The sequence below is a fragment of the Rhodoflexus sp. genome (genome assembly GCF_053489755.1).
In genome coordinates this window covers 1-21,287 of record NZ_JBRCHD010000035.1, presented here as the reverse complement: position 1 = coordinate 21,287, position 21,287 = coordinate 1, and the positions used below count along the sequence as shown (strand labels likewise).

Sequence of the window (21,287 nt, the reverse complement as noted above, 5' to 3'; positions counted from 1 at the left end):
TCACCAAATCCTTTGTGCGAAAGATGCATATCATTAGATTTGCATGAACACCTAATTCAGACACCTCAAACCGGTAATTATGGACGCATATATCATAGCAGGCTATCGTACAGCCGTAGGAAAGGCCAGTCGCGGCGGTTTTCGTTTTACCCGTCCCGATGATTTGGCAGCTGATGTAATTAAGCATCTGGTCGCTTCTATACCCAATTTTGACGCTTCACGCGTAGATGACCTCATCGTAGGCAACGCCGTGCCAGAGGCAGAACAGGGCATGCAGATGGCGCGCATGATTTCGCTGCTGTCGCTGCCTATCAACGTGCCGGGCGTTACCATCAATCGTTACTGTGGTTCAGGCGTGGAAGCTATCGCTATGGCGACGGCTAAAATCAAAGCCGGTCATGCGGATTGCATCATCGCCGGCGGGACAGAGTCCATGTCGCTGGTGCCTACTACCGGTTGGAAAACCGCTCTGAACTGGAAAATTGCCGAAAAAAATCCTGAATACTACTTAGGTATGGGACTCACCGCCGAGCAAGTGGCCCAAGATTTCAAAATCACTCGCGAAAAGGCCGATGAGTTCTCTTATTATTCCCATCAAAAAGCAATTGCCGCTATTCAGGCAGGCAAATTCAAAGATGAAATAGTACCGATAACTGTTGTAGAAAATTACGTAGCCGAAAGCGGCAAGAAGAAACAACGCCAGTTTGTGGTAGATACCGATGAAGGCCCTCGCGCCGATACCTCTATGGAGGCGCTTGCTAAACTAAAACCGGCCTTTGCAATGGGCGGACAGGTAACAGCCGGTAACTCCTCGCAAACTTCCGACGGAGCAGCTTTTGTGATGGTTATGTCGGAGCGCATGATGAACGAACTCGGATTGAAACCCATTGCTCGCATGATAGCTTATGCTGCCGAAGGTGTAAACCCTCGCATCATGGGCATTGGCCCTGTAGCCGCCGTTCCTAAGGCTTTAAAACAGGCAAGTTTGAAGTTGAGCGATATTCAATTAATTGAACTCAATGAAGCATTTGCTGCGCAAACACTGGCAGTTATGCAGGAATTGGACTTGAATCCTGACATTACCAATGTTAATGGCGGTGCCATAGCACTGGGACACCCACTTGGCTGCACAGGCACCAAATTGTCCATCCAGTTGTTCAACGAGATGCGTCGCCGTAATCTGAAATATGGTATGGTAACAGCCTGCGTAGGCGGCGGACAAGGCGTAGCAGGCATTTATGAGTTGCTCAATTAACGGCATAAATTCTGTTCTTCTGATAAAATAGCCCCTGTATCGCTCAAAAATACGGGGGCTGTTTATTTCAAGCGGTCAGCCACTTTCGGATTCCATCGCAAGGTATTGATGATATGCACCATATCTTGTGTCGTATAGCGAATCAATGGCGCTAATGAATCATTTTTTTGAGAAGTAGGAAAATAGAGCGACGTTCTGAAAAAATGCTTCACCGAATCAGTTACGTAAAACTGAAAGGTAGTAGGTACGTCGCCTTCCAACTGATACATGACCGCTGTCATGCCATTAGGCGTTTTGGTAATAATTTCTTCAATAGACTCGGCGCGAATGTTGTGTTTCTGTGCCAGTTTATAGCAATCGTTTACATAGTCGCGCAAATCTTTCGGCTCGCGGATACGCTTGTACGATACATCAATGTTAGCCGTCAGTTCAGGGTAGTAAATTTCCATCCAGAAACGCTCTGCCATAAACGAAGTGTCGTTCATTAATTTTGCATGGGCAGAATATTCGAAAATATAGGGTAGTGAATCGGGGGTGAGTACGTATTGGTGGGGTGGCAGTTCAATATAGTGAAAACCCTTAGGTTTAGGCTTAAAATCCTGTTCTTGCTGGCAAGCACCAAACACCCACATACACAGCAAGCTAAATACTACTGATCTGTGCTTCTTTTTTGATGAATACTCTGACATTTTTTATGCGCTTTTTATCTACAGACATTACCGTAAAAATGAAATTCTTAAACCGTTTTTTCTCTCCTACGCGCGGCATTCGAGCAAAAAGCTCCAGCAATAAGCCTCCAAGCGATTCACTATCGCCGCGTACTTCATCAAAGATATCTGCATCTACATCCATCAGACGGCAAAAATCAATTAGCAATGTACGCCCTTCAAAGAAATAGGTGTTATCATCTACTTTCTTGTAAGTAACATCTAATGTATCAAACTCATCGTTGATATCGCCTACAATTTCTTCTATGATGTCCTCCAGTGTGATAAGTCCCGCTGTGCCGCCGTATTCATCTACTACAATAGCCATGTGGACGCGCCGTGCCTGAAAATCTTTCATCAATTGGTCAATGCGCTTATTTTCGGGAATAAAAAAAACATCGCGTCGTACCAGTTGCTGCCAGCCGAAGTCGTCATCTCGGTCTATGTGTTGCAGCATATCCTTCACATACAAAATACCCTCGATTTTATCAATCGTCTCTCTGTACACGGGCAGGCGGGAATAACCCATTTCATTGACGTAGGCGAGTAACTCGTGAAATTTCCAGTCTATATCGGCAGCGCAGATATCTATGCGCATCTGCATGATCTGCCGCACGGTAATCGTACTGAAATTAACGATACCTTTCAGTATTTCTTTCTGCTCGTCGCTGGTTTGATCTGAAGTAGTAGTGATCTCAAGTGCCTCATTCAACTCTGCAATGGATACGTCGTAGCCTCTATTTTTGATACGCTCCTCTACCAATCGGCTCATTTGAAGCAAGAGAGCAGACAAAGGACTAAAAATTTTGCTGAGCCACAAGATTGGTGTAGCTGTTAGGATTGCGAAACTAAGCGCCCGCTGATTTGCATACACTTTAGGAATTACCTCGCCAAAAAAAACGATCATAAAAGTAACTACCAGCGTTAAGACAGAAACCGCAAGTGCTGCATCGGGGCCGCCCTTGCCTATAATATCCATCATCATATAAGTAGAGAGCGTAACCATGCTGATATTTACTAAGTTGTTCAATATCAGCACAGTAGCCAGCAGTTTGCGCGGATCGCTCAGCAAAATTGCAATATCGCGCTCGGCTTGTAATTCGCTGTTGCGGCAGGCAGAAAGTTGCTGCGGTTTGAGCGAAAAAAATGCGACTTCAGAGCCTGAGATGAGAGCAGAACAAACTAAAAGAAGGCATAAGATTATGCCTTCCACAGAGTACATAAGCCACACAGAACCTGTCGCTACCAATGGCATCTGGTCAAACAAATCGGATATTGTTTCCAAAGCGGCGCTAAGCTATCTAAAACTAAAACGGTAGTTCGTCTTCTGTTGATGAACTATCAGTTTTGATCGCGGCAGCAGATTTCATTGGTGTCTCTTTGGGCTGCGTTTTGTATGCAGATGGCTCTTCAGGCAGTGGTATTTCGCCACGCCCGCCACTTGTCTCGTTGCGACTCGTCAGAATCTGCATGGTATTTCCCACGATTTCGGTAATGTATTTTTTTATACCATCCTGCTCGTATTCGCGTGTAGTAATTTTACCTTCTAAATATATCCGCATTCCTTTCTTGAGATACTTTTCTGCCACTTCTGCCAAACCTCTCCACAGGACAATATTGTGCCACTCGGTCTTATCAATTCGCTCGCCGTTGTCGTCCTTGTAAGACTCGGAAGTAGCCAGTGAGAAAGTTGCTACAGGAATCCCATTTGCAGTATGTCTCACAACAGGATCTTTGCCCAAATTACCTATGAGGATAGCCTTATTGATCATATGTTTTGCTGTCTTTTGTTGGATAAAATTACTAAAAAAAAACCTTTTGCAAATAGTTAGCTATCAAAACAGGCTTAGGCAGCTCATGCAAATCGGCAAAGGTATGGACTTTTAACACATCTGTTGCACATAACTGTTGCCAGAACGCGGTTGATTCAACTGTTAGATGTACAAACTGCACTTGCAGGATTTGATGCGTCAGTTGGTGTTTGTACTTGTCTGAAATAGCCTTAATGCGCAGCGGCAGATCGCCAACCGGATTCCCTATCGCAAGTCCTTGCAAAGGCAATAAGTCTGCGATCTGCGTGTAAATCAATTGCGCAAGCGGATCTGAGGCACGCTCTGCTATCTCGACCATTGGAAAGTCGTATAATCCTTGCCATATATCACCTGTGCCTCGCTCTTTGAGGAGTACATGTTTATCGTATTCCAGCAGGAAATAGACAAACTGCCGCTGTTTGATTTTGATTTTCTTTTCTTTAACAGGCAACTGCTGCTGCATTTGGTGCAAACGCGCATAACAATGCTGTTCAAAGATACACGTGTTGCAACTTGGAGCAACGGGCGTGCAATGCGTTGCTCCAAACTCCATGATTGCCTGATTATATATCGAGGGTGCTACTGCGGGATAATTTTTCAGCAATAATTCCTGCGCATATTGTGCAAAAAACTGCTTGCCTTTGTGCGAGGCAATGTCTTCGGTGATTCCGTACAAACGAGACAGTACCCGATACACATTGCCATCTACCACCGCTACAGGCTCATCAAAGGCAAAAGAAGCAATGGCTGCTGCCGTGTAAGGACCAATGCCTTTTAGCCCAATCAACTTGGCATACGATTGAGGGAACTTTCCAGCATACTGTGCTGCAATCATCCGGGCAGTTGCGTGCATATTGCGCGCCCGCGAATAATAGCCCAGACCTTGCCATAAACGCAAAACTTCCTGTTCAGAAGCGGCGGCAAGTTCTTGTACAGAGGGGTATCTGTTTACAAATTTTTCATAGTAGGGGAGTCCCTGTGCAACGCGGGTTTGTTGCAAAATGACTTCCGAAAGCCAGATTAAGTAAGGATCTTTAGTAGCGCGCCAAGGCAGGTCGCGTTTATGGAGTTCATACCAGTCAACGAGCGGCGACCCGAAATTAAAGGTCGTTGTCATATGCTGCAACTGCTATTCTTGCTTGATCCACTTAACAGGAATAGTCTTATTTTCGTGATTAATTGCCGTACCGCTCAGCAGCAAAGGCGACTTAAGTAATTTGAGATCATATTGAATATTTGCCGATCCGGTCTGATACTTATTATCGCGTATTTCCACCTGCATCCGCAGATGCTTGCCATCATATCCTACGCCACTGATGATATAGTTAGCGCGTCCTTTACAGGTAACAGCAAGTTTATCGCCACCCAGATATGCGATCTGGTACACATCGTTATACTGCACATCCTCCGATCCCCATTCTTCTTTCCACGAACCGGCAAGTCGCTGATAATCTTTCTTGATACTAAGGGTTCGGCACGAGACAGCGGTCAGCATCAATAGGAAAAGGAATGTTATCGGCCATGAATATGATGAGTTTTTCATAGTTTCTTGTAACGTGTACTCAAAATAAGAAGGATTTGACATATTGCCAAATCCTTCTTGTGCGTCATGTGATGCTTGATTGCCTTACTCAGCGGCAGGTGTTTCGAGCGTAGTAGTTTCTGCGGTATCTGTGGCAGATGTTTTTTTGCGCCCGCGACGAGTTTTCTTCGTAGTAGTTTTCTCTCCCGCAATCATTACGCTGTTGTAGTCCACCAATTCCATCATACACATATCAGCATTATCACCCAGACGAAAATCTGTCTTCAGGATGCGTGTGTAGCCTCCCGGGCGATCAACTACTTTGCGTGCAATCTCATCGAATAGTATGCGCACTGCATTTTTGTCTTGCAAATAAGCAAAAGCCATCCGACGGGAGTGTGTAGTATCTGTCTTTGACTTGGTGATCAAAGGCTCTATGAACTTACGCAGAGCCTTAGCTTTGGCAACTGTTGTATTGATTTTTTTATGAACAATCAGCGAAGCTGCCATATTGGAAAGTAACGCTTTGCGATGCGATGCGGTACGCCCCAAGTGGTTTATTTTTCTTCCGTGTCTCATGGTAATAATTAATCTTCGTCCAATCTGTATTTTGTTACGTCCATGCCGAAACTAAGATTTTTCTCATCAATGAGTTGCTCAAGTTCTGTCAATGATTTGCGTCCGAAATTGCGGAACTTCATCATATCAGAGATCTCCAACTGTACCAAATCGCCGAGCGTTTTGATGTCAGCAGCCTTCAAGCAGTTGTAAGCACGCACCGACAGATCCAAATCTGCAAGTGAAGTTTTCAACAGTTTGCGCATATGCAGATACTCCTCATCTACAGTTTCTTCCTCTTCCTGCTTGGGAGATTCAAAAGTAATTGTCTGATCTGCAAAAAGCATGAAGTGTTTGATAAGAATATTTGCTGCGCCCTTCAGTGCATCTTCAGGATGGATAGACCCATCGGTCTGTATTTCAAGTAAGAGACGCTCGTAATCAGTTTTTTGCTCCACGCGGGTGTTCTCAACGCTGTATTTCACATTGCGAATAGGCGTAAAGATAGCATCAATCGGAATGTAGCCAAAACTGTTATCTGCTACTCTATTTTCTTCAGCAGGAACATATCCACGTCCTTTGTCTAAATGGATATCCATTTCTAAAGAAACAGAAGGATCCAGATGACAAATAACGTGCTCTGGGTTGAGTATCTGAAACTGTTCTGTAGCACTGTTGAAATCGCCGGCAGTCAGCACTGACTTTCCTTTCACAGTAACTGTGAATTTGAGATCAGGATTATCTACCAGTCGCTTGAAACGAACCATTTTCAAATTCAGAACAATCTCAGATACATCTTCGACAACACCTTCAATGGTTGAAAATTCATGGAGCACACCATGTATTTTAAGGCCGATAATTGCGTAACCTTCCAATGAAGAAAGGAGGATGCGACGCAGAGCATTACCAATAGTAACCCCATAACCTTTTTCAAGAGGTTTGAATTCAAACAGACCGTGAAAATCGTCTGCCTTCTCCATCACCACTTTATCGGGCATTTGAAATGCTAAAATGGACATAGTTTACTCCTTACTTGTTTTTTGTTAAGCAACCTGATAACCAAAGAAAGTAATGTTATTTTGAATAAAGTTCAACGATGAGTTGCTCTTTAATGTTTTCTTGAATTTCTTCGCGCTCTGGCAGGTGAACAAATTTGCCTGTAAGTTCGGCAGCGTTCCATTCCAACCAAGGAAGTCTGTTTACGCGGCCGGTAACAGATTTGGTAATGACCTCCAGTGTTTTTGATTTCTCGCGCACAGCAATCACATCGCCAGGACGCAAAGAATATGAAGGAATATTTACCACCTCACCATTCACGGTAATATGTTTATGAGAAACTAACTGACGTGCAGCGCGGCGCGTAGGAGCAATGCCTAAGCGATAAACGATATTATCTAAGCGCGCTTCTAAAAGACGCAGCAAATTAGTACCGGTAACACCACCTAAACGAGATGCTCTCTCAAAAGTACGGCGGAATTGGCGCTCTAATACACCATAAATGTATTTCGCCTTCTGCTTTTCCATCAACTGGACAGCATATTCTGAAGACTTGCGCTTTTTTCCTCTACCGTGCTGACCTGGAGGATAATTTTTGTTTTTCAGTGCTTTACAAGGACCAAAGATAGGCTCGCCATAACGTCTTGCTATCTTTGATTTGGAACCTGTATATCTTGCCATTGGATTGTAAAAATTTTTGTTTCAATGTTGCATCTTACCGGGAAAGTAAGATTCAGCAATTCAACATTATTAAACATTAGAGAATTATACACGACGCTTTTTAGGAGGACGGCAGCCGTTGTGCGGCAACGGGGTAACATCTTTAATAAGTGTTACTTCGATACCTGAACTTTGAATGGTTCTAATAGCTGATTCTCGACCTGCACCGGGACCTTTAACAAAAACCTCTGCTTTGCGCATACCCAAATCGAAAGCTACTTTCGCACATTCTGCTGCTGCTGTTTGAGCTGCATATGGGGTGTTCTTTTTAGAACCCTTAAATCCCATTTTACCGGCAGAAGACCAGGAAATTACTTGGCCTGAATTGTTGGTAATAGAGATAATGATGTTATTGAAAGACGCTTTGATATGAACCTGACCAACGGGTTCAACCTGAACCACGCGCTTTTTGGCTTTGTCTTTTCTTTTAGATTGAGTTGCCATAATATTACAAGCCTAATTATTTCTTAGATGCTACTTTCTTGTTAGCTACCGTTTTACGCTTACCCTTGCGTGTGCGGGCATTGTTCTTTGTTTTCTGACCTCTTACAGGCAGACCTTTACGGTGGCGCAAGCCACGGTAACAACCAATATCCATCAGGCGCTTGATACTCAACTGTACTTCAGATTTGAGTTCTCCCTCTACCTTAAACTCGCCGTTGATTATATCGCGAATGGCTTTTGATTCTGCATCATTCCATGTAACAACTTTTCGATTGATGTCAACGCCGGCTTTATTCAAAATTTTCTTGGCAGCAGATCTGCCAATACCGTAAATGTAGGTAAGAGCAATCTCACCACGCTTGTTGTCTGGAATATCAACTCCGGAAATTCTTGCCATGATTCTTCAGAATGAATAAATCTTAATTAACCTTGTCTTTGCTTGAACTTAGGATTCTTTTTATTGATCACGTACAACTTACCCTTGCGACGGATCACCTTGCATTCAGCACTACGCTTTTTAATAGATGCTTTGACTTTCATGGTCGTGTGAATTAAAGTGCTTTATTACTTGTAACGGTAAACAATTCTTCCTTTCGTAAGGTCGTATGGAGACATTTCCAACTTGACCTTATCACCCGGTAAAATACGAATAAAGTTCATGCGCATTTTACCTGAAATATGGGCAATAATCTGATGGCCATTCTCGAGTTCTACCCGAAACATCGCATTGGACAATGCCTCTACTATTGTTCCGTCTAACTCAATATTCGATTGTTTTGGCATAATATCGGTTAAAATTTGAACAACTGCTCAATATATTCAAAACTGGTTAGAACTTGTACCTCGTTGTTGTAAAGTGCGACTGTATGTTCGAAATGTGCAGAAGGTTTTCTATCTCTGGTTCGGATCGTCCAACCGTCTGCTTCGTGTACTACATCCCGCTTTCCAAGGTTAATCATAGGTTCAATGGCTAACACCATTCCATTTTGGATTTTTACACCTGATCCTCGCTTGCCATAGTTAGGCACTTGCGGATCTTCGTGTAGGGCTTTGCCTAACCCATGTCCTACCAACTCCCGAACTACTGAAAAACCGTGTGCTTGAACATAACTCTGTATCGCAAAACCAATATCTCCAATGCGGTTACCAACTGCCATCTTAGCTATTCCTTCATAAAGAGACTGCTTAGCAACTTTCAACAGTTTCATTACTTCTGCACTGACCTCTCCTACAGGATACGTAAATGCACAATCTGCATGATAACCATTCATGTACACACCGCAATCAATGGAAATAATATCGCCCGATCGCAAACGGTAATCATTTGGTATGCCATGTACGACTGTTTCATTGACAGAGATACACAAAGATGCAGGAAAACCATTGTAGTTGTAAAATGAAGGAACTGCACCATTATCTCTAATATACTCCTCTGCAAGTTTATCTAACTCTTTCGTTGTAACACCTTCTCTTACTAATTTAGCCACTTCCCCGTGTACTTTGCTCAGCAAAGCACCACTTTGCCTAATTCCTTCTAAGTCAGCAGCGTTTTTATAGTAAATCATAAAAATGTGTTAAGCAACAGCAACATTACCTGCCCGACCTTTCACTTTGCCAGTCTTCATCATGCCCTCGTAGTGGCGCATTAACAGGTAGCTTTCAATTTGCTGAAGGGTATCCAGAATAACACCAACCATAATCAAAAGTGAAGTGCCGCCATAAAACTGCGCAAACTCCATATTGACACCGGCTATGCTGGCAAAAGCTGGCATAATGGCAATAACAGCAAGGAAAACAGCGCCGGGTAATGTAATTCTGTCAATGATATGACTGATGTAATTTGAAGTATCCTCTCCCGGTTTTACCCCCGGAATAAAACCTCCATTGCGCTTCATTTCATCGGCTAATTGCGTCGGATTAACCGTGATAGCAGTGTAGAAGAAAGTAAACACGATAATCAAAACGGCAAACAACAGATTGTACTGCCATGAAGTAAAGTCTGAGAATGTCGTAGCAATGTAATTAGCCCAGTCGTAGCGATCGGCAAGCGTTGAGGCCAACAAAGACGGCAAAAACATTAAGGACTGCGCAAAGATGATTGGCATTACACCTGCAGAGTTGATCTTCAGTGGCAAATAAGAACGCTGTGCACCGAGCATAGATAGCTTCTTACTTCTTGCTCCCGCACCTGCAATTTGCTTAGCATATTGTACAGGAATGCGACGCACAGCTTGAGTAATCAATACAACTGCCATTACTACAAAGAACAGCGCGACCAATTCCAACACAAATAGCAACAAACCTGCCGAACCACGTGAAGCACTCTCAGCAACAATTGCAGCAGGGAAACGAGAAACAATACCAATCATAATTAGCATCGAAATACCATTGCCGATACCTTTTTCAGTAATTCTCTCACCCATCCACATACAGAATATGGTGCCTGATGTAAGGATGATCATAGAACTAATGGTAAATGCTGTTCTATCAATCACAACAGCTTCGGGCTGTGGTTGAATGATTGTCCCTGCAATGTAAGCTGAAGACTGAACCAATGTGATTAATATTGTCAAAAGACGTGTAATCTGATTCATCTTCTTGCGTCCTGACTCTCCTTCTTTTTGCATCTTTTGGAAGTAAGGAACAGCTACAGTAAGCAACTGTATAACGATAGATGCAGAAATGTAGGGCATGATTCCAAGTGCAAAAATTGATGCTCTGGAAAATGCCCCACCCAGTAAGGTGTCTAACAGACCTAAAATACCTGCAGAGGAACCGCCGCTTGAAAGCATCGCCGGATCTAAGCCGGGTAACACTATGTAAGAACCTAAACGAAAGATCACCAAAAAGCCTAAGGTGAATAAAATTCTGTTTTTAAGTTCCTCAATAGAGAAAATATTCTTTATGGTAGTGAAAAACTTATTCATGAGCGGCGATTGATTAATTAGAGCTTGATAACTTTCCCACCGGCTTTCTCAATATTTTCGACTGCAGAAGCAGAAAACGAATGAGCTGTTACCTCAACTGCAGATGTAAGTGTTCCCTTACTCAAAATCTTAACTAAATCTTTCTTGGCAACCATTCCATTCTGATACAGAAAGTCAAGAGTAATGGAAGTAGTTCCTGTTTTGTCCACAATAGCTTGGATGTCTCCTAAATTGATCGCTTTGTATGCTATGCGATTAGGATTTTTGAAGCCAAACTTTGGAACACGGCGTTGCAAAGGCATCTGACCGCCCTCAAAGCCTAACTTTTGGCTGTAACCTGAGCGAGACTTAGCACCTTTATGACCACGTGTGGAAGTACCACCTTTGCCGGATCCATGACCACGACCTAAGCGCACTTTCTTGAAAACAGAACCTTTTGCAGGCTTTAATTCATGTAGTTTCATTGTAATCTTTCGATTAAAGCACTCTGAAATGACTATTTAACTTCTTCAACGCGAACCAAGTGCGCTACAGTACGAACCATACCCAGAATCTGAGGATTTGCCTCTTTTTCTACTGTGCGGTTGATCTTACCCAAACCAAGAGAGATAATCGTATCTTTTTGGTTTTGCGGACGCTTAATGGTGCTTCTGATTTGTGTAATTCTGATCTTTGCCATGACTACTATCCGTTAAACACCTTAGATAATGAAACGCCTCTTTGCTGGGCTACTGTTTTGGGATCGCGCATCTTACACAATGCGTCAATAGTAGCTTTTACCACATTGTGTGGATTAGAAGAGCCTTTTGATTTTGCTAATACATCAGTGATACCGGCCGACTCCAATACTGCGCGCATTGCACCACCTGCAATTACACCCGTACCTGCCGCAGCAGGCTTTAATAACACTTTACCTCCACAAAATTTACCTTCTACAGCATGAGGTACAGTACCTTTAATTACAGGAACCTTGACAAGGTTTTTTTTAGCGTCATCAATTGCTTTTGTAATTGCATCAGTTACCTCGTTAGCCTTGCCCAAGCCATAGCCAACTACACCTTTGCCGTCACCTACAACTACGATAGCTGCAAAGCTAAAACGACGACCACCTTTTACGACTTTAGCCACGCGATTGATTGCCACTAACTTATCAGTCAGTTCGATTTCGCTAGCTTTAAAACTTCTAATATTTGCCTGATACATCGTTCTATTTTTTAGAATTTGAGACCTCCCTCGCGAGCACCTTCTGCCAGAGATTTAACATTGCCATGATATAAATAGCCGTTACGATCAAATACGCTCCGGCTGATACCTTGCTGAATAGCGCGTTCTGCCAGTTTTTTACCTACTTCTTTGGATAAGGCAACATTTATTGAACGCTTGTCGCTTATTTCACGAGAGGATGCACTTGCTAAAGTTACACCTTTTTCATCGTCAATCAACTGAGCGTAGATAGCCGTATTACTGCGAAATACAGTGAGACGGGGCACACTCGCCGTACCACTGATACGGGCACGGATGCGCTTCTTAATTTTTTGTCTTCTGAGTTCTTTCTGATTTCCCATTGTATTGTCAGGTCAAAAGACTATTTCTTAGCAGCAGCTTTACCAGCTTTGCGGCGAATAGCTTCGTTAACAAACTTAATACCTTTTCCTTTGTATGGTTCCGGTTTGCGGAATGAGCGCAATTTAGCTGCGATTTGTCCCACTAATTGCTTATCAATTCCTTCCAGCGTTACTACGGGAGGCTTACCTCTCAGCGTTTCTGCACTTACTTTTACTTCATTAGGAACCGCGAAAACAATATTATGAGAGTAGCCAAGACTCAACTGCAATAACTGTCCATTGGCTTCAGCTTTGTAACCTACACCTACCAGCTCCATTTGCTTTTTAAAGCCTTCATTTACACCGATTACCATGTTGTTTAGCAGCGAACGATACAAACCATGCAAGGCCTTGTGGCGCTTTTGATCGGTTGGACGCTCCACAAGCAACTCGTTACCTTCTACTTTAACAGTTATATCAGCATCTACTCGCTGAGAAAGCGTACCTTTAGGGCCTTTAACTGTTACTGTATTATCGGCAGCAATATCCACTGTTATTCCTGCGGGAAGTACAATTGGTTTTTTTCCTATACGCGACATAGTCGTATCAGTTTTAGTACACGTAACAAATTACTTCTCCACCTACGTTCAGTTCTCTTGCTTCTTTGTCTGTGATTAGACCTTTAGAAGTTGAGATTATTGCAATACCAAGACCATTCAATACGCGAGGCAGTGTATTAGACTTGGTATATTTGCGTAAACCGGGCTTACTCACACGCTCTAAGTGAACGATTGCCGGTTGTTTAGTTACAGGGTGGTATTTCAGTGCGATTTTAATCACACCTTGCGGTCCTGCTTCCTCAAACTTATAACTTTGGATATAACCTTTGTTGTATAACAACTTAGTGATTTCCTTCTTCAGTTTTGATGCAGGTATCTCTACCACCCGATGATTAGCACGGATGGCATTTCTCAATCTTGTCAGATAGTCGGCTATTGGATCAGTCATTGCCTTATAAATTTTGCTTTCGTTGATGGCTTTCGCCTAACAGAAAGGTATGATTCTACTTTAAAAATAAAGGTTAAACCAGACAAACTTGTAATTACCAACTTGCCTTTGTTACACCCGGTATTCTACCGTCAGATGCCATATCGCGGAATAAAACACGCGAGATACCGAACTTACGCATATAGCCACGAGGCCTGCCGGTAATTTTACAACGATTGTGTAAGCGAACTTTAGAAGAGTTGCGCGGTAGCTTATCTAATGCTTCCCAGTCGCCTGCTTTTTTCAACTCTTCTCTCTTCTTTGCGTATTTAGCTACCAAATTGGCTCTTTTTCTTTCGCGTGCCTTTACAGATTCTTTTGCCATGCTAAGCGATTATTTTTGATTTTTAAATGGCATACCTAGTGCTGCTAACAGTGCGCGGCTTTCTTCATCGGTCTGAGCAGTAGTAACAAAAGTGATGTCCATACCGGAAATCTTGTTAACTTTGTCAATACTGATCTCAGGGAAGATAATTTGCTCTTTCACACCAAGCGTGTAGTTGCCGCGACCATCGAAACCGCTGTCGCTAATACCGCGGAAATCGCGTACACGGGGAAGTGCTACTGTTGCCAGACGATCTAAGAACTCATACATACGGTCACCGCGCAATGTTACACGAGCACCAATCGGCATATTCTCACGTAACTTAAAGTTTGAAATTGCTTTACGCGACTTTGTAGGTACAGCTTTTTGTCCGGCAATAGATGTAAGTTCTTCCACGCCAATTTCTACCAGTTTCTTATCTGCTACCGCTTGACCAATGCCTTTGTTGATACAAATTTTAACTAACTTAGGCACTTGCATTACTGATTTGTATGCAAATTTTTCTTTCAGCGCAGGGACTACCTCATTAAGGTACTTCTCTTTTAATCTCGGTTTAGCCATTGTTCTTGATGGTTTCGCCTGATTTTTTTGAATATCTTTCCAATTTACCGGCTGCATTCTTGCGGCGACCGATGCGTGTAGCTTTTCCTGTTTTAGGATCAACGAGCATTAGGTTGCTAATATGAATGCTAGCCTCTTTTTCTACAAATCCACCTTCAGGATTTTGGTTAGAAGGTTTTACAGCACGCTTTACAACGTTCAGACCTTCCACGATAGCACGCTGCTTTTCTACCAGCATTTTGGTAATTGTTCCGGTTTTACCTTTTTCATCTCCGGCAATCACCATTACCTGATCTCCACGACGAACGTGAAACTTCTGAGGCTTTGGGGCGGTTTTCTTCATTGTCTTGTCCTCCTTATGCTGATTAGAGTACTTCAGGGGCTAACGAAACGATTTTCATAAATTGCTTCTCGCGCAACTCGCGCGCTACCGGTCCGAAGATACGAGTACCGCGGGGTTCGTCCTGATTGTTCAGAAGAACAACAGCGTTATCATCAAAACGGATATAGGAACCGTCCTTACGGCGAACTTCTTTCTTTGTACGTACAATTACTGCCTTTGCAACTGTGCCTTTCTTCACACTGCTTGAAGAAATGGCAGACTTCACAGTAACTACTACTTTGTCTCCTATGCTCGCATAACGTTTGCGGGTGCCGCCCAAAACGCGGATTACCAGAACTTCTTTAGCCCCGCTATTGTCAGCTACATTGAGCCTTGACTCTTGTTGTATCATTGCTCTTCTCTTTTGAGATTACTTCGCTCTTTCGATAATTTCAACTAAACGCCAGCGTTTCAACTTGCTAAGCGGGCGGGTTTCCATAATTTTTACGGTATCCCCTTCTAAACACTCGTTGCGTTCATCGTGAGCAACGAATTTGGTCGTTTTCTTCATGAACTTGCCGTAAGCAGGGTGCTTCACGCGGCGCTCTACCGATACGACAATGGATTTGTCCATCTTATTACTTATCACGACCCCTGTACGGGTTTTTCTCAGGTTTCTTGCTTCCATTTTGTATGGCTCCGATTTATTTACCTTTTTTAGCAGATAAAATGGTGTTCAATCTTGCAATTTCACGCTTGACATTGCGTAATTGCATTGGGTTTTCTAACTGAGAAACAGCATGTGAAAAACGCAATCTGCGCAGCCTTGCACTGGCTTCCTGAATTCTGTTTTCTAAATCTTGCACAGAAAGTTTATGTAATTGAGCGTACTTCTTCATAGTTGTTACGCAGATTATAGATTACCTTTTAGTTCGTTTGCAACCACAAATTTGGTAGTGATCGGCAACTTTTGTGCGGCCAGGCGCAGCGCTTCTTGTGCCAAGGCAATATCTACACCACCTGCCTCAAATAAAATAGTACCCGGTTTCACAGGGGCTACCCAGTATTCCGGCGCACCTTTACCTTTTCCCATACGCACCTCTGCAGGCTTCTTAGTAACAGGTTTGTCAGGAAATATGCGAATCCATACCTGACCCTCGCGTTTCATGGCTCTTGTCATGGCAATACGAGCCGCTTCTATCTGACGCGCTGTAATCCAGCCGGGCTCTAAGGCTTTAATACCGAATTCGCCAAAAGCCAAAGTATGTCCGCGATGCGCTACGCCTTTCACGCGACCTTTTTGCTGCTTTCTGAATCTTGTCCTTTTCGGTTGTAACATGGCTACAAACGTTGTTTATCTATTACTTCAACGCGGCATTCGCCGTTTTGATAAAAATTTAAGCCCAGAAGAATCTCGTGCCTTGAATTATCAAGGCGCTACGAAATGCGAGCGATAAGTCTAAAAACTAAAACTTGATTTGTCTAACAGGACTTTTGCTCGTGTCGCTTACAAGCAGAGTTTCCTATCGCTTACGATTTGGGACTGCAAAGATAGCTCACTATTTCTACTATCCAAACATTGCCTGAAATATTTTCAAGAAAATGAGGCAGATATGAAATTTTAGCACCAGCCTCCGCACGATGCCATACACCTACACCATAACAAGCGAATTGGATATAATCAACCCAAAATGTTAATTTACCCTAAAATATGACCATAGACAGCCATTTTGCGTATAATATAAGAACTTCTTATGCCTACTACATGACACACGCTTTTACGCCAGCGTTTTCTACATTTTAACTACTTAAAAAACAAGTATTTATATGCATCGATACAACATACTCTGGGCTGATGACGAAATTGATTTGCTCAAACCGCATATCCTCTTCCTTTCCAAAAAAGGCTATGACATTACGCCCGTGAACAGCGGCGCAGATGCGCTGGAAAAGTTCGGGGAGCAGTCTTATGACGTGATTTTTCTGGATGAAAACATGCCCGGCATGAGTGGGCTGGAAGTTCTTTCACAAATTAAAACCATTCGCCCGCATATTCCGGTGGTGATGATTACCAAAAACGAAGAGGAAACCATCATGGAGGAAGCCATCGGCTCCAAAATAGACGACTACCTCATCAAGCCCGTCAATCCTAATCAAATTCTGCTGTCCATCAAAAAACTGCTTGACCAGAAGCGCATCATCGGCGAAAAAACCACTCAAAGCTACCAGCAGGATTTTCGCAACATTATGATGGCTTTCAGCGAGGAAATGAACCACGACGAGTGGGCAGAAGTCTATAAAAAGCTGATTTACTGGGAGCTGGAAATGGAAAATACGGGCAACCCAAGTATGGCAGACGTACTGAAAATGCAAAAAGAGGAAGCCAACGCCAACTTTGCCAAGTTTATCATGCGCAACTACGAGCAATGGCTCAACAATGCAGACATTGACAAACCGATGATGTCGCATCAGTTGCTGCGCAAGAAACTATTCCCCAAACTGACCAACGAGCCTACGTTCTTCTTCCTGATAGACAACCTGCGCTACGACCAGTGGAAGGTACTGGAGCCGCTGCTGGCTGAATATTTCAACTTGGAGCAGGAAAGCACCTACTACTCAATCCTTCCGACAACAACCGCCTTTGCCCGCAATTCTATTTTTGCCGGAGTGCTGCCTGTGGAACTGGAAAAAATCATCCCGAACTTTTGGCAGGACAACGAAGACGAGCGTGCAAAAAATAACAACGAAAAGGAGTTTTTACAGTACCAACTGAAACGCAACCGTCTGGAAAACATCAAGTTCAGCTACCACAAAATCATTCACCAGAGCCAAAGCAAGGCGCTGGTGGAAAGTTTCAGCAACCTGCTGCATAACCAACTGAATGTGGTAGTCTATAACTTCGTGGACATGCTCTCTCACGCCCGAACCGATACGGAAATGATTCGCGAATTGGCTCCTGATGAGGCGGCGTATCGTTCTATCACCAAATCGTGGTTTCTGCATTCGCCGCTGGTGGATATGGTGCGCAAGATTGCCGAGAAAAAATGCCGCCTGATTATCACGACCGACCACGGGACTATCCGCACCACGAAGCCCTACAAAATCATCGGCGACAAAAATACCAATACCAATTTGCGCTACAAGCAGGGCAAAAATCTGGACTACGACAAAAAGAACGTATTCGTATGCCGCAAACCGGAAGTGCTGCACCTGCCTAAACAGAACGTATCTACCTCATACGTATTTACGACGGAGGACTACTTCTTTGCCTATCCGAATAACTACAATCACTACGTAAAGTACTACAAGGATACCTTCCAGCACGGCGGTATCTCATTAGAGGAAATCATTATTCCGTATGTAGAATTGATGCCGAAGTAGGACATCTTACCAATGAGATTGAACGCAAATACAAGCGGATTTCACAGATAAGCTCGGTTTTTTATCCGTGTCAATCTGTGAAATCCGCCATAATCAGTGTTTAGATATTTGGAATGACTTATGTCGGGAATATGGCACTTTGCCGCTATTTGTCATAATGGAACTTGCAGGAAAGTATGGTGATAACTCCATCTTCCATTTTAATACGCCGCGACCAATAGCCGCTTAACTCATATTTCAGAGGTTCTGGCTGTCCGATTCCCTCAAATGGTGTTTTTGAAATTTCACGAAGCAGCTTCATAATTTTGGCAGCTATACGAGGATTTGTTTCAATCTAACTTTCAAATTGCTCAAATGCCGTTTCGCTAAACTGAATGACAGGCATTATTACTCGGCGTTATAGCTTTCAAAAAACTTTTCTGAATCAAATGATATTACTCGCCCCTCATTAATTTCCTTCATAGATTGCAGCAGGTGTTGTTTGTTAGCCTCCGAAGACAACAAATAATCCGTTTCGCCTACTGTATCCGCAATAACGGTCAAACGGATATGCCTCTGTCCAAAAAGTTCTTTCAGGCGATTGAAAAACTCAACATCCAATTCATCAATATCTAATTCAAAAGTAGCCCGCATATAATCTCTGATTTCTTATCCGGTACTAAAATACAAAAATAGCCTCCCAAAGACATGCTTTCGGAGACTGAAAATTATCGCATATACATGGACACTCTCTGTCGGGGCGGAGGGCGCGTACCTGACGACCCGATTCCGAAGTAGGAATAATCAAGCAAAAAGATCAGGGTCGCGTTCCAGCAGTAAAATTGCATGTTGCGGTACAATAAAATAACGCTGTCCGCCGTACATTAGCTCGTAGGCTGATTTTTGCAGAAACAAAGCCAAATCGCCTTCCTTTGCTTGTAAAGGAAGGTATTTTACTTTCTCTTCGGGCGCTTTCCATGGTTCATCTTCGTCGGTTGGTAGCGGAATCGGGATACCGGGTCCTACTTTTATTACATAACCACTCTGGATGCGCTCGTTTTCCTGTACGCTTGGCGGCAGGTATAGCCCACTTTCGGTACGATCGGCAGGCGATTTAGGCTTGATCAGCACACGATCGCCTACCACAATTATTTTATCTAAATTGTCCACAAAGAAACGGGTTGTTTACTGGATTGTATCCTATATTGAACAGCAATAGTTGTACAGTTTCATATTCTTCAGCTAAGGGCTGACAGGATGTCAGGAAATTGCCTCATGATGACCCTGTGCTGCCTGCCAATTTGAAGTTCCTATCCTACCAAAAAATAATATACAATGCCGCAATAGCCCCTGCAATCAGTGTCGCACCAATATTGAAAGTCGGGCTGGTGCGGAGCAGCGCCGCATCAATGGTGATGCCTTTCGGGTTGTCTTTGCTGCGGCTGTCCATCAGGCTAATAGCGATAATACCTCCTGCCAGCATGAGGAAAACAACTCCCATGCGGTCAATGAAAGGCAGCGCGGGCAGCAGTTGTTTGAGCAGCGCCGAGAGCGGAATCGTCGCAATAGCGGCGAACAGCGCGGCAGTGGCGGTGGTGCGCTTCCAGAAAAAACCAAAGAGGAAAATTGCCACCACGCCCGGCGAAACAAAGCCCGTGTACTCCTGAATGAATTGAAATGCTTGGTCTAAAGCGCCCAGCGCAGGAGCTACGAAGGCTGCCACCGCAAAAGCAATCAGCGCTACGATGCGCCCTGTTTTTACCAGATTAGCCTCCGAAGCGGTTGGATTGATAAAGTTTTTGTACAAGTCCATTGTAAAAATAGTCGCCGTGCTGTTTGCCATAGAAGCCAGCGAGGAGACAATCGCCGCAGCCAGCGCCGCAAATGCCAGCCCTTTCAGCCCAACAGGTAGCAGGTTCAACAGCGCGGGGTAGGCTTTGTCAGACTTGACAATGCCCGTCGCCGCGTCGGTCATAGCGGTGGTGAAAGCACCTGCGCCTCCTTCTTTCATCACTACCACATAAGCTGCAATGCCCGGAATCACTACGATCAGCGGCATGAGCAGTTTTAGAAAGCCCGCGAAAATGACACCTTTTTGCGCCTCGTCTAAACTTTTGGCAGCTAGCGCACGCTGTGTGATGTACTGGTTGCAGCCCCAATAGTTGAGGTTGGCAATCCACATGCCGCCGATGAGTACGCTCAGACCGGGCAAATCCAGATATGCATCTTTTTTACCGCCCGAACCGTCGGGAATCATCATTTGTCCTTCGGAAAAAATCATATGAAAGTGTTCGGGCGCTTTTTGGCGCAACGCTGTTAAGCCTGTCCAAACATCGCCGCCGCCTACCAAGTCAAGCGCGAGGTAGGTAGTCGCCAAGCCGCCTGCTACAAGAAACACGACCTGCACTACGTCCGTCCATGCCACCGCCATCAAGCCGCCATAAATAGAATAGACAATCGCCAGCGCGGAAAGCCCGATAACGGCGTAAATCATCGGCACATCCAGCACGGTGTGCAAAGTCAATGCACCCAGATAAAGTACAGAAGTCAGGTTCACAAATACATACACCAACAACCAGAAAACCGCCATCGTTGTCCGCACGCGGCTATCATAACGCGATTCCAGAAACTGCGGCATAGTATAAATGCCCGTTTTGAGGAATACGGGCAGGAAAAATTTACCCACCACGAGCAGCGTTGCGGCAGCCATCCACTCGTAGGTAGAAATAGCCAGCCCCATCGCAAAGCCCGAACCCGACATGCCGATAAATTGCTCGGCGGAAATATTGGAAGCAATCAGCGATGCGCCAATCGCCCACCATGGGAGCGACTGGCTCGCCAGAAAGTAATCTTTGGAATCTTTTTCGTGTCCTTTCTTTTCGCGGGAAACCCACAGCCCGATGGCTACAATGGTAATGCAGTAGGCAACAAATACGATGTAATCAATTTGCGTCATATCGTGTGAAGTTGGAATGTTTTTTCATTTCTGTACTTCACAACAATACGAAGTTTTCATTTGGCAGGCAAATTTTGGGTTTCACAGGTTTTACAACAAGCATTAGCACACGGATAAAAGCGGATTACGCTGAATAACGCAGATTTAATGAATAAAAACAGCGTTTATCCGTGTTATCTGCCCAAATCCGTGTACTCTTTGCATTTACACATGTATCGCTTGCGCTTCCTGC

33 protein-coding genes are annotated in these 21,287 nt (G+C 43.9%); 2 read left to right on the top strand and 31 right to left on the bottom strand.

Annotated elements, in window-relative coordinates:
- The first annotated feature begins 79 nt into the window (after positions 1-79).
- Entirely contained in the window at positions 80-1,255 is a 1,176-nt protein-coding gene (locus tag ACWIP2_RS07650) for an acetyl-CoA C-acyltransferase (protein WP_448519326.1), read from the top strand.
- Between the two features lie 62 nt (positions 1,256-1,317).
- Here ACWIP2_RS07650 and gldD read toward each other — a convergent pair whose 3' ends face one another.
- The 27 genes from gldD to rplP form a co-directional block, all read right to left on the bottom strand.
- Positions 1,318-1,887 (bottom strand): gliding motility lipoprotein GldD, encoded by a 570-nt coding sequence (gene gldD, locus ACWIP2_RS07645; protein WP_448519325.1) that lies wholly within the window; start codon positions 1,885-1,887, stop codon positions 1,318-1,320.
- A gap of 10 nt (positions 1,888-1,897) precedes the next feature.
- A complete protein-coding gene (gene gldE, locus ACWIP2_RS07640) occupies positions 1,898-3,247 on the bottom strand; it encodes a gliding motility-associated protein GldE (protein WP_448519324.1) in 1,350 nt (449 codons plus the stop codon).
- A gap of 22 nt (positions 3,248-3,269) precedes the next feature.
- A complete protein-coding gene (locus ACWIP2_RS07635) occupies positions 3,270-3,734 on the bottom strand; it encodes a single-stranded DNA-binding protein (protein ID WP_448519323.1) in 465 nt (154 codons plus the stop codon).
- Positions 3,735-3,765: 31 nt separating this feature from the next.
- Positions 3,766-4,890 (bottom strand): A/G-specific adenine glycosylase, encoded by a 1,125-nt coding sequence (mutY, locus tag ACWIP2_RS07630; RefSeq protein WP_448519322.1) that lies wholly within the window; start codon positions 4,888-4,890, stop codon positions 3,766-3,768.
- A 12-nt stretch (positions 4,891-4,902) separates the two neighbouring features.
- Complete coding sequence (locus tag ACWIP2_RS07625) at positions 4,903-5,316, bottom strand: hypothetical protein (RefSeq protein ID WP_448519321.1); 414 nt, start codon at positions 5,314-5,316, stop codon at positions 4,903-4,905.
- A gap of 84 nt (positions 5,317-5,400) precedes the next feature.
- Complete coding sequence (gene rplQ / locus ACWIP2_RS07620) at positions 5,401-5,874, bottom strand: 50S ribosomal protein L17 (RefSeq protein WP_448519320.1); 474 nt, start codon at positions 5,872-5,874, stop codon at positions 5,401-5,403.
- A gap of 8 nt (positions 5,875-5,882) precedes the next feature.
- The gene (locus ACWIP2_RS07615) at positions 5,883-6,872 is read right to left on the bottom strand and encodes a DNA-directed RNA polymerase subunit alpha (RefSeq protein WP_448519319.1); all 990 of its coding nucleotides are present in this window, start codon (positions 6,870-6,872) and stop codon (positions 5,883-5,885) included.
- 55 nt (positions 6,873-6,927) lie between these two features.
- Entirely contained in the window at positions 6,928-7,530 is a 603-nt protein-coding gene (rpsD, locus tag ACWIP2_RS07610; protein WP_448519318.1) for a 30S ribosomal protein S4, read from the bottom strand.
- 84 nt (positions 7,531-7,614) lie between these two features.
- The gene (rpsK, locus tag ACWIP2_RS07605) at positions 7,615-8,013 is read right to left on the bottom strand and encodes a 30S ribosomal protein S11 (RefSeq protein ID WP_448519317.1); all 399 of its coding nucleotides are present in this window, start codon (positions 8,011-8,013) and stop codon (positions 7,615-7,617) included.
- 16 nt (positions 8,014-8,029) lie between these two features.
- Positions 8,030-8,410: a 30S ribosomal protein S13 gene (gene rpsM, locus ACWIP2_RS07600; protein ID WP_448519316.1), complete on the bottom strand. Its 381-nt coding sequence runs from the start codon at positions 8,408-8,410 to the stop codon at positions 8,030-8,032.
- A gap of 26 nt (positions 8,411-8,436) precedes the next feature.
- Complete coding sequence (gene rpmJ, locus ACWIP2_RS07595; RefSeq protein WP_189586007.1) at positions 8,437-8,553, bottom strand: 50S ribosomal protein L36; 117 nt, start codon at positions 8,551-8,553, stop codon at positions 8,437-8,439.
- 24 nt (positions 8,554-8,577) lie between these two features.
- Complete coding sequence (infA, locus tag ACWIP2_RS07590; RefSeq protein WP_448519315.1) at positions 8,578-8,796, bottom strand: translation initiation factor IF-1; 219 nt, start codon at positions 8,794-8,796, stop codon at positions 8,578-8,580.
- 8 nt (positions 8,797-8,804) lie between these two features.
- A complete protein-coding gene (gene map / locus ACWIP2_RS07585) occupies positions 8,805-9,578 on the bottom strand; it encodes a type I methionyl aminopeptidase (protein WP_448519314.1) in 774 nt (257 codons plus the stop codon).
- A gap of 9 nt (positions 9,579-9,587) precedes the next feature.
- Complete coding sequence (gene secY / locus ACWIP2_RS07580) at positions 9,588-10,940, bottom strand: preprotein translocase subunit SecY (protein WP_448519313.1); 1,353 nt, start codon at positions 10,938-10,940, stop codon at positions 9,588-9,590.
- Positions 10,941-10,957: 17 nt separating this feature from the next.
- Positions 10,958-11,404 (bottom strand): 50S ribosomal protein L15, encoded by a 447-nt coding sequence (gene rplO / locus ACWIP2_RS07575; protein WP_448519312.1) that lies wholly within the window; start codon positions 11,402-11,404, stop codon positions 10,958-10,960.
- Positions 11,405-11,436: 32 nt separating this feature from the next.
- Entirely contained in the window at positions 11,437-11,619 is a 183-nt protein-coding gene (gene rpmD / locus ACWIP2_RS07570; protein ID WP_448519311.1) for a 50S ribosomal protein L30, read from the bottom strand.
- 5 nt (positions 11,620-11,624) lie between these two features.
- On the bottom strand, positions 11,625-12,143 hold the full coding sequence (gene rpsE / locus ACWIP2_RS07565; RefSeq protein WP_448519310.1) for a 30S ribosomal protein S5: 519 nt from the start codon (positions 12,141-12,143) through the stop codon (positions 11,625-11,627).
- Between the two features lie 11 nt (positions 12,144-12,154).
- Entirely contained in the window at positions 12,155-12,505 is a 351-nt protein-coding gene (rplR, locus tag ACWIP2_RS07560; protein WP_448519309.1) for a 50S ribosomal protein L18, read from the bottom strand.
- Between the two features lie 20 nt (positions 12,506-12,525).
- On the bottom strand, positions 12,526-13,083 hold the full coding sequence (gene rplF / locus ACWIP2_RS07555) for a 50S ribosomal protein L6 (protein WP_448519308.1): 558 nt from the start codon (positions 13,081-13,083) through the stop codon (positions 12,526-12,528).
- Between the two features lie 13 nt (positions 13,084-13,096).
- Positions 13,097-13,492 carry a 30S ribosomal protein S8 gene (gene rpsH, locus ACWIP2_RS07550; RefSeq protein ID WP_448519307.1) on the bottom strand — a complete coding sequence of 132 codons (396 nt, stop codon included), beginning with the start codon at positions 13,490-13,492 and terminating at the stop codon, positions 13,097-13,099.
- 94 nt (positions 13,493-13,586) lie between these two features.
- Positions 13,587-13,856 carry a 30S ribosomal protein S14 gene (rpsN, locus tag ACWIP2_RS07545; protein ID WP_448519306.1) on the bottom strand — a complete coding sequence of 90 codons (270 nt, stop codon included), beginning with the start codon at positions 13,854-13,856 and terminating at the stop codon, positions 13,587-13,589.
- A gap of 9 nt (positions 13,857-13,865) precedes the next feature.
- Entirely contained in the window at positions 13,866-14,417 is a 552-nt protein-coding gene (rplE, locus tag ACWIP2_RS07540) for a 50S ribosomal protein L5 (protein WP_448519305.1), read from the bottom strand.
- Positions 14,410-14,760, bottom strand: a complete 351-nt coding sequence (gene rplX / locus ACWIP2_RS07535; RefSeq protein ID WP_448519304.1) for a 50S ribosomal protein L24 — start codon at positions 14,758-14,760, stop codon at positions 14,410-14,412. Before rplX ends, rplE begins: the two co-directional genes overlap by 8 nt.
- A gap of 22 nt (positions 14,761-14,782) precedes the next feature.
- Entirely contained in the window at positions 14,783-15,151 is a 369-nt protein-coding gene (rplN, locus tag ACWIP2_RS07530) for a 50S ribosomal protein L14 (RefSeq protein ID WP_448519303.1), read from the bottom strand.
- Between the two features lie 18 nt (positions 15,152-15,169).
- Positions 15,170-15,427, bottom strand: coding sequence for a 30S ribosomal protein S17 (gene rpsQ, locus ACWIP2_RS07525; RefSeq protein WP_448519302.1), 258 nt, complete (start codon positions 15,425-15,427; stop codon positions 15,170-15,172).
- A gap of 16 nt (positions 15,428-15,443) precedes the next feature.
- The gene (gene rpmC, locus ACWIP2_RS07520; protein ID WP_448519301.1) at positions 15,444-15,638 is read right to left on the bottom strand and encodes a 50S ribosomal protein L29; all 195 of its coding nucleotides are present in this window, start codon (positions 15,636-15,638) and stop codon (positions 15,444-15,446) included.
- A 14-nt stretch (positions 15,639-15,652) separates the two neighbouring features.
- Positions 15,653-16,078: a 50S ribosomal protein L16 gene (gene rplP / locus ACWIP2_RS07515; RefSeq protein WP_448519300.1), complete on the bottom strand. Its 426-nt coding sequence runs from the start codon at positions 16,076-16,078 to the stop codon at positions 15,653-15,655.
- 488 nt (positions 16,079-16,566) lie between these two features.
- Here rplP and porX point away from each other — a divergent pair, with 488 nt between their 5' ends.
- Positions 16,567-18,120 carry a T9SS response regulator signal transducer PorX gene (porX, locus tag ACWIP2_RS07510; RefSeq protein ID WP_448519299.1) on the top strand — a complete coding sequence of 518 codons (1,554 nt, stop codon included), beginning with the start codon at positions 16,567-16,569 and terminating at the stop codon, positions 18,118-18,120.
- 145 nt (positions 18,121-18,265) lie between these two features.
- Here the strand turns inward: porX and ACWIP2_RS07505 are convergent, their stop codons facing one another.
- From ACWIP2_RS07505 to ACWIP2_RS07490, 4 genes are all read right to left on the bottom strand, one after another.
- The gene (locus tag ACWIP2_RS07505) at positions 18,266-18,454 is read right to left on the bottom strand and encodes a Txe/YoeB family addiction module toxin (RefSeq protein WP_448519357.1); all 189 of its coding nucleotides are present in this window, start codon (positions 18,452-18,454) and stop codon (positions 18,266-18,268) included.
- 53 nt (positions 18,455-18,507) lie between these two features.
- Positions 18,508-18,753: a hypothetical protein gene (locus tag ACWIP2_RS07500; protein WP_448519298.1), complete on the bottom strand. Its 246-nt coding sequence runs from the start codon at positions 18,751-18,753 to the stop codon at positions 18,508-18,510.
- Between the two features lie 150 nt (positions 18,754-18,903).
- Positions 18,904-19,269 carry a co-chaperone GroES gene (locus ACWIP2_RS07495; protein ID WP_448519297.1) on the bottom strand — a complete coding sequence of 122 codons (366 nt, stop codon included), beginning with the start codon at positions 19,267-19,269 and terminating at the stop codon, positions 18,904-18,906.
- A 145-nt stretch (positions 19,270-19,414) separates the two neighbouring features.
- On the bottom strand, positions 19,415-21,055 hold the full coding sequence (locus ACWIP2_RS07490) for a sodium/sugar symporter (RefSeq protein ID WP_448519296.1): 1,641 nt from the start codon (positions 21,053-21,055) through the stop codon (positions 19,415-19,417).
- Positions 21,056-21,287: the final 232 nt, after the last annotated feature.

Bases quoted from the DNA above. Each gene is read 5' to 3' on its own strand.
- rplQ (WP_448519320.1), bottom strand. From the start codon at position 5,874: ATGAGACACGGAAGAAAAATAAACCACTTGGGGCGTACCGCATCGCAT.
- rpsK (WP_448519317.1), bottom strand. From the start codon at position 8,013: ATGGCAACTCAATCTAAAAGAAAAGACAAAGCCAAAAAGCGCGTGGTT.
- rpmD (WP_448519311.1), bottom strand. From the start codon at position 11,619: ATGGCAAAGATCAGAATTACACAAATCAGAAGCACCATTAAGCGTCCG.
- mutY (WP_448519322.1), bottom strand. From the start codon at position 4,890: ATGACAACGACCTTTAATTTCGGGTCGCCGCTCGTTGACTGGTATGAA.
- infA (WP_448519315.1), bottom strand. From the start codon at position 8,796: ATGCCAAAACAATCGAATATTGAGTTAGACGGAACAATAGTAGAGGCA.
- ACWIP2_RS07615 (WP_448519319.1), bottom strand. From the start codon at position 6,872: ATGTCCATTTTAGCATTTCAAATGCCCGATAAAGTGGTGATGGAGAAG.
- rplX (WP_448519304.1), bottom strand. From the start codon at position 14,760: ATGAAGAAAACCGCCCCAAAGCCTCAGAAGTTTCACGTTCGTCGTGGA.
- rpsM (WP_448519316.1), bottom strand. From the start codon at position 8,410: ATGGCAAGAATTTCCGGAGTTGATATTCCAGACAACAAGCGTGGTGAG.
- rplE (WP_448519305.1), bottom strand. From the start codon at position 14,417: ATGGCTAAACCGAGATTAAAAGAGAAGTACCTTAATGAGGTAGTCCCT.
- rplN (WP_448519303.1), bottom strand. From the start codon at position 15,151: ATGATACAACAAGAGTCAAGGCTCAATGTAGCTGACAATAGCGGGGCT.
- ACWIP2_RS07650 (WP_448519326.1), top strand. From the start codon at position 80: ATGGACGCATATATCATAGCAGGCTATCGTACAGCCGTAGGAAAGGCC.
- rpsH (WP_448519307.1), bottom strand. From the start codon at position 13,492: ATGACTGATCCAATAGCCGACTATCTGACAAGATTGAGAAATGCCATC.
- rpsQ (WP_448519302.1), bottom strand. From the start codon at position 15,427: ATGGAAGCAAGAAACCTGAGAAAAACCCGTACAGGGGTCGTGATAAGT.
- gldD (WP_448519325.1), bottom strand. From the start codon at position 1,887: ATGTGGGTGTTTGGTGCTTGCCAGCAAGAACAGGATTTTAAGCCTAAA.
- rplF (WP_448519308.1), bottom strand. From the start codon at position 13,083: ATGTCGCGTATAGGAAAAAAACCAATTGTACTTCCCGCAGGAATAACA.
- rpsN (WP_448519306.1), bottom strand. From the start codon at position 13,856: ATGGCAAAAGAATCTGTAAAGGCACGCGAAAGAAAAAGAGCCAATTTG.
- secY (WP_448519313.1), bottom strand. From the start codon at position 10,940: ATGAATAAGTTTTTCACTACCATAAAGAATATTTTCTCTATTGAGGAA.
- ACWIP2_RS07625 (WP_448519321.1), bottom strand. From the start codon at position 5,316: ATGAAAAACTCATCATATTCATGGCCGATAACATTCCTTTTCCTATTG.
- ACWIP2_RS07490 (WP_448519296.1), bottom strand. From the start codon at position 21,055: ATGACGCAAATTGATTACATCGTATTTGTTGCCTACTGCATTACCATT.
- ACWIP2_RS07635 (WP_448519323.1), bottom strand. From the start codon at position 3,734: ATGATCAATAAGGCTATCCTCATAGGTAATTTGGGCAAAGATCCTGTT.
- rplP (WP_448519300.1), bottom strand. From the start codon at position 16,078: ATGTTACAACCGAAAAGGACAAGATTCAGAAAGCAGCAAAAAGGTCGC.
- rpsE (WP_448519310.1), bottom strand. From the start codon at position 12,143: ATGTATCAGGCAAATATTAGAAGTTTTAAAGCTAGCGAAATCGAACTG.
- rpmC (WP_448519301.1), bottom strand. From the start codon at position 15,638: ATGAAGAAGTACGCTCAATTACATAAACTTTCTGTGCAAGATTTAGAA.
- rplO (WP_448519312.1), bottom strand. From the start codon at position 11,404: ATGAAACTACATGAATTAAAGCCTGCAAAAGGTTCTGTTTTCAAGAAA.
- porX (WP_448519299.1), top strand. From the start codon at position 16,567: ATGCATCGATACAACATACTCTGGGCTGATGACGAAATTGATTTGCTC.
- map (WP_448519314.1), bottom strand. From the start codon at position 9,578: ATGATTTACTATAAAAACGCTGCTGACTTAGAAGGAATTAGGCAAAGT.
- rpsD (WP_448519318.1), bottom strand. From the start codon at position 7,530: ATGGCAAGATATACAGGTTCCAAATCAAAGATAGCAAGACGTTATGGC.
- ACWIP2_RS07500 (WP_448519298.1), bottom strand. From the start codon at position 18,753: ATGCGGGCTACTTTTGAATTAGATATTGATGAATTGGATGTTGAGTTT.
- rpmJ (WP_189586007.1), bottom strand. From the start codon at position 8,553: ATGAAAGTCAAAGCATCTATTAAAAAGCGTAGTGCTGAATGCAAGGTG.
- rplR (WP_448519309.1), bottom strand. From the start codon at position 12,505: ATGGGAAATCAGAAAGAACTCAGAAGACAAAAAATTAAGAAGCGCATC.